At 54.0% G+C, this 5,630-nt stretch carries 2 tRNA genes and 3 rRNA genes; all 5 read right to left on the reverse strand.

What is annotated here, in order from left to right:
- Positions 1-52: 52 nt before the first annotated feature.
- The 5 genes from rrf to OUZ45_RS20725 all read right to left on the reverse strand — a co-directional run bounded on the left by rrf (position 53) and on the right by OUZ45_RS20725 (position 5,340).
- Positions 53-167, reverse strand: a 5S ribosomal RNA gene (gene rrf / locus OUZ45_RS20705).
- A 185-nt stretch (positions 168-352) separates the two neighbouring features.
- Positions 353-3,230: ribosomal RNA gene (locus OUZ45_RS20710) — 23S ribosomal RNA — on the reverse strand.
- A gap of 227 nt (positions 3,231-3,457) precedes the next feature.
- Positions 3,458-3,533 (reverse strand) — tRNA-Ala (locus OUZ45_RS20715).
- A gap of 11 nt (positions 3,534-3,544) precedes the next feature.
- Positions 3,545-3,621: transfer RNA gene (locus tag OUZ45_RS20720), tRNA-Ile, on the reverse strand.
- Between the two features lie 174 nt (positions 3,622-3,795).
- Positions 3,796-5,340, reverse strand: a 16S ribosomal RNA gene (locus OUZ45_RS20725).
- Together the 16S, 23S and 5S rRNA genes with 2 tRNA genes alongside form the textbook arrangement of a ribosomal RNA operon.
- Between the last annotated feature and the right edge of the window lie 290 nt (positions 5,341-5,630).

A 5,630-nucleotide genomic window follows, 5' to 3' on the forward strand; every position in this document is an offset into this window, starting at 1 on the left:
CCGCAAAGAAAAACCCTCCGTAGCGCGAGCTACGGAGGGTTTGGGATGAAGCCCCTGGCGGTGACCTACTCTTGCATGGGCAATGCCACACTACCATCGGCGCAGCTGCGTTTCACTTCCGAGTTCGGGATGGGATCGGGTGGGACCACAGCGCTATAGCCGCCAGGGAAAGGGTGGGAGCAGCGCCTTGAGCGCCGGCTCCACAACTTTGAAGAGTCCAGCCAAGAATGGCTGGTTTTAGCTCTTCCGCGAGATGGATCTCGCGTTGGATAAAGGGTAAACGAGTGACAAGCGTCGAGGTGAAATGTATTCGAGATGGTTCGCTGAGGCGCGCGAAGCGTCTTGGGGTTATATGGTCAAGCCGCACGGCTCATTAGTACGCGTAAGCTCAATGCATTGCTGCACTTCCACACCGCGCCTATCAACCACCTAGTCTTGATGGTGCCTTAAGGAGACTCGAAGTCTCGGGAGATCTCATCTTGGGGCGTGCTTCCCGCTTAGATGCTTTCAGCGGTTATCACTTCCGTTCGTAGCTACCGGGCAATGCCATGGGCATGACAACCCGAACACCAGCGGAACGTCCACTCCGGTCCTCTCGTACTAGGAGCAGCCCCCCTCAAATCTCCAACGCCCACGACAGATAGGGACCGAACTGTCTCACGACGTTCTGAACCCAGCTCGCGTACCACTTTAAATGGCGAACAGCCATACCCTTGGGACCGGCTACAGCCCCAGGATGTGATGAGCCGACATCGAGGTGCCAAACACCGCCGTCGATATGAACTCTTGGGCGGTATCAGCCTGTTATCCCCGGAGTACCTTTTATCCGTTGAGCGATGGCCCTTCCATACAGAACCACCGGATCACTAAGACCTACTTTCGTACCTGCTTGATCCGTCGATCTCGCAGTCAAGCACGCTTATGCCTTTGCACACAGTGCGCGATGTCCGACCGCGCTGAGCGTACCTTCGTGCTCCTCCGTTACTCTTTGGGAGGAGACCGCCCCAGTCAAACTACCCACCATACACGGTCCCCGATCCGGATTACGGACCTAGGTTAGAACGTCAAGCACTTCAGGGTGGTATTTCAAGGATGGCTCCACCGAAACTAGCGTCTCGGTTTCATAGCCTCCCACCTATCCTACACAGAAGAACTCAACGTTCAGTGTAAAGCTATAGTAAAGGTTCACGGGGTCTTTCCGTCTTGCCGCGGGAACGCTGCATCTTCACAGCGATTTCAATTTCACTGAGTCTCGGGTGGAGACAGCGCCGCTGTCGTTACGCCATTCGTGCAGGTCGGAACTTACCCGACAAGGAATTTCGCTACCTTAGGACCGTTATAGTTACGGCCGCCGTTTACTGGGGCTTCGATCAAGAGCTTCGCCTTGCGGCTGACCCCATCAATTAACCTTCCAGCACCGGGCAGGCGTCACACCCTATACGTCCACTTTCGTGTTTGCAGAGTGCTGTGTTTTTGATAAACAGTCGCAGCGGCCAGGTTACTGCGACCCATCAGTGCTCAGCTACGCATGTAGCCACACCAATGGGCGCACCTTCTCCCGAAGTTACGGTGCCATTTTGCCTAGTTCCTTCACCCGAGTTCTCTCAAGCGCCTTGGGATTCTCACCCTGCCTACCAGTGTCGGTTTACGGTACGGTTTCTCTGTAGCTGAAGCTTAGTGGCTTTTCCTGGAAGCGTAGTATCAGTCACTTCGTCCAATAGGACTCGTCTCGGTGCTCGGCATAAAGCATCCCGGATTTGCCAAAGATGCATGCCTACCGCCTTTCCCCGGGACAACCAACGCCCGGTAGACCTAACTTTCTCCGTCCCCACATCGCACTACAGACAAGTGCTGGAATATTAACCAGCTTCCCATCGACTACGCATTTCTGCCTCGCCTTAGGGGCCGACTCACCCTGCGCCGATGAACGTTGCGCGAGGAAACCTTGGGCTTTCGGCGTGGGGGCTTTTCACCCCCATTATCGTTACTCATGTCAGCATTCGCACTTCCGATACCTCCAGCAGACTTCTCAATCCACCTTCGCAGGCTTACGGAACGCTCCTCTACCGCGCATATTGCTATGCACCCCGAGCTTCGGTGTATCGCTTAGCCCCGTTAAATCTTCCGCGCAGACCGACTCGACCAGTGAGCTATTACGCTTTCTTTAAAGGGTGGCTGCTTCTAAGCCAACCTCCTGGCTGTCTATGCCTTTCCACATCGTTTTCCACTTAGCGATAACTTGGGGACCTTAGCTGCGGGTCTGGGTTGTTTCCCTTTTCACGACGGACGTTAGCACCCGCCGTGTGTCTCCCGTACATTCTGTCCTGGTATTCGGAGTTTGCCATGGTTTGCTAAGTCGCGATGACCCGCTAGCCATAACAGTGCTCTACCCCCAGGAAGATTCATACGAGGCGCTACCTAAATAGCTTTCGAGGAGAACCAGCTATCTCCGAGTTTGTTTAGCCTTTCACTCCTATCCACAGCTCATCCCCATCTATTGCAACAGATGTGGGTTCGGTCCTCCAGTGCGTGTTACCGCACCTTCAACCTGGCCATGGATAGATCACTCGGTTTCGGGTCTACTGCCAGAGACTATGCGCCCTATTCAGACTCGGTTTCCCTTCGCCTCCCCTATACGGTTAAGCTTGCCACTGACAGTAAGTCGCTGACCCATTATACAAAAGGTACGCAGTCACCCTTGCGGGCTTCCACTGCTTGTACGTATACGGTTTCAGGGTCTATTTCACTCCCCTCTCCGGGGTTCTTTTCGCCTTTCCCTCACGGTACTTGTTCGCTATCGGTCAGTCAGGAGTATTTAGCCTTGGAGGATGGTCCCCCCATGTTCAGACAGGGTTTCACGTGCCCCGCCTTACTCAATTTCACGCACTATGCCCTTTCGCCTACGGGGCTATCACCCGCTATGGCCGGACTTTCCAGACCGTTTGACTAGAACACAATGCGCTTTTGGGCTGCTCCCCGTTCGCTCGTCGCTACTCAGGGAATCTCGGTTGATTTCTTTTCCTCCGGGTACTTAGATATTTCAGTTCCCCGGGTTCGCTCTGCATAGCTATGTATTCACTATGCAGTACTCCTTACGGAGTGGGTTTCCCCATTCGGACATTGCCGGATCAAAGCTTGTTGCCAGCTCCCCGACACTTTTCGCAGGCTGCCACGTCCTTCATCGCCTCTGACTGCCAAGGCATCCACCGTATACGCTTGGTCGCTTGACCATATAACCCCAAGTCGCCTCAGGGCCGATTGCACATCACTTACGAGGTGATGCCAATCCATGCCAAACAACGCGTTCGCTTAATTGCCTCAACGACACATCTCGGTTTGGTTTCAAACCAAGACGCTTGTCACTCGTTTACATTTTCAAAGAACACAAGAACGGCTACAGTGCCGTCTCGTTTCAAAATCTTTGTGTGCGCTGTCTTTACTTCACGGTGTCACCAAATGGTGGAGCCAGTCAGGATCGAACTGACGACCCCCTGCTTGCAAAGCAGGTGCTCTCCCAGCTGAGCTATGGCCCCAAGTGATTTGGTGGTGGGTCTGGGAGGACTCGAACCACCGGCCTCACCCTTATCAGGGGTGCGCTCTAACCACCTGAGCTACAGACCCGGGAACCTCGCCTTCTGAAACAAAAACGTCGCCATCAATGCCTAGCATCGAAGCGGCGTTTCGTTGAAGAGTCCAGCCATGGATGGCTGGTTTAGCTCTTCGCAAAAGGGATTTTGCGTGAAATAAAGCAGGTGTCTTGTGTGGACGTCTTGCGGGAAAGTTCAGTCGTTCTCGAAAGGAGGTGATCCAGCCGCACCTTCCGATACGGCTACCTTGTTACGACTTCACCCCAGTCATGAACCACTCCGTGGTCGTCGTCCCCCTTGCGGTTAGACTAACGGCTTCTGGAGCAACTCACTCCCATGGTGTGACGGGCGGTGTGTACAAGGCCCGGGAACGTATTCACCGCAGCATAGCTGATCTGCGATTACTAGCGATTCCGACTTCACGAAGTCGAGTTGCAGACTTCGATCCGGACTGGGATCGGCTTTCTGGGATTGGCTCCACCTCGCGGTATTGCAACCCTCTGTACCGACCATTGTAGTACGTGTGTAGCCCTGGCCGTAAGGGCCATGATGACTTGACGTCATCCCCACCTTCCTCCGGTTTGTCACCGGCAGTCTCCTTAGAGTTCCCACCATTACGTGCTGGCAACTAAGGACAAGGGTTGCGCTCGTTGCGGGACTTAACCCAACATCTCACGACACGAGCTGACGACAGCCATGCAGCACCTGTGTTCTGATTCCCGAAGGCACTCCCGCATCTCTGCAGGATTCCAGACATGTCAAGGCCAGGTAAGGTTCTTCGCGTTGCATCGAATTAAACCACATACTCCACCGCTTGTGCGGGCCCCCGTCAATTCCTTTGAGTTTCAGTCTTGCGACCGTACTCCCCAGGCGGCGAACTTAACGCGTTAGCTTCGACACTGATCTCCGAGTTGAGACCAACATCCAGTTCGCATCGTTTAGGGCGTGGACTACCAGGGTATCTAATCCTGTTTGCTCCCCACGCTTTCGTGCCTCAGCGTCAGTGTTGATCCAGATGGCCGCCTTCGCCACTGATGTTCCTCCCGATCTCTACGCATTTCACCGCTACACCGGGAATTCCACCATCCTCTATCACACTCTAGCGAGCCAGTATCCATCGCCATTCCCAGGTTGAGCCCGGGGATTTCACGACAGACTTAACTCACCGCCTACGCACGCTTTACGCCCAGTAATTCCGATTAACGCTTGCACCCTTCGTATTACCGCGGCTGCTGGCACGAAGTTAGCCGGTGCTTATTCCTCAGGTACCGTCAGCCCCACCGGATATTAGCCGGTAGTATTTCGCTCCTGATAAAAGTGCTTTACAACCCGAAGGCCTTCTTCACACACGCGGCATTGCTGGATCAGGCTTGCGCCCATTGTCCAATATTCCCCACTGCTGCCTCCCGTAGGAGTCTGGACCGTGTCTCAGTTCCAGTGTGGCTGATCATCCTCTCAGACCAGCTATCGATCGTCGCCTTGGTAGGCCATTACCCTACCAACTAGCTAATCGAACATCGGTCCGTCTAACCGCGCGAGGTCTTTCGATCCCCCGCTTTCTCCCGTAGGACGTATGCGGTATTAGCGTAAGTTTCCCTACGTTATCCCCCACGTCTAGGTAGGTCCCGATGCATTACTCACCCGTCCGCCACTCGCCACCCACAGTATTGCTACTGCTGTGCTGCCGTTCGACTTGCATGTGTTAGGCATGCCGCCAGCGTTCAATCTGAGCCAGGATCAAACTCTTCACTTAAGTTTTCGACCACATCCCCACCCGAAGGCAGACATGCAATCTATCTTTCTGAAGCGTTAGTCCTAACCATAAAACGTCAAGCTTTTGAATTGACTCTTAGGTTAGACGCTTGCATTAATGGACTTGAATCATCCACCGCAAGACGCCCACACAAGTCACCTGCGCACACTGTCAAAGATCAATCACTTGCGACTCTTTCTTCAAGTCGCCCCGAAACGTTTCGTCCCGGGTGAGCCGCCCATTCTACATCGTCTTTCCATCTCGTCAACACCTGCAGCGAAGAAATTTTT

Source organism: Dyella subtropica, assembly GCF_026283965.1.
Taxonomy (GTDB): Bacteria; Pseudomonadota; Gammaproteobacteria; order Xanthomonadales; family Rhodanobacteraceae; genus Dyella_D; species Dyella_D subtropica.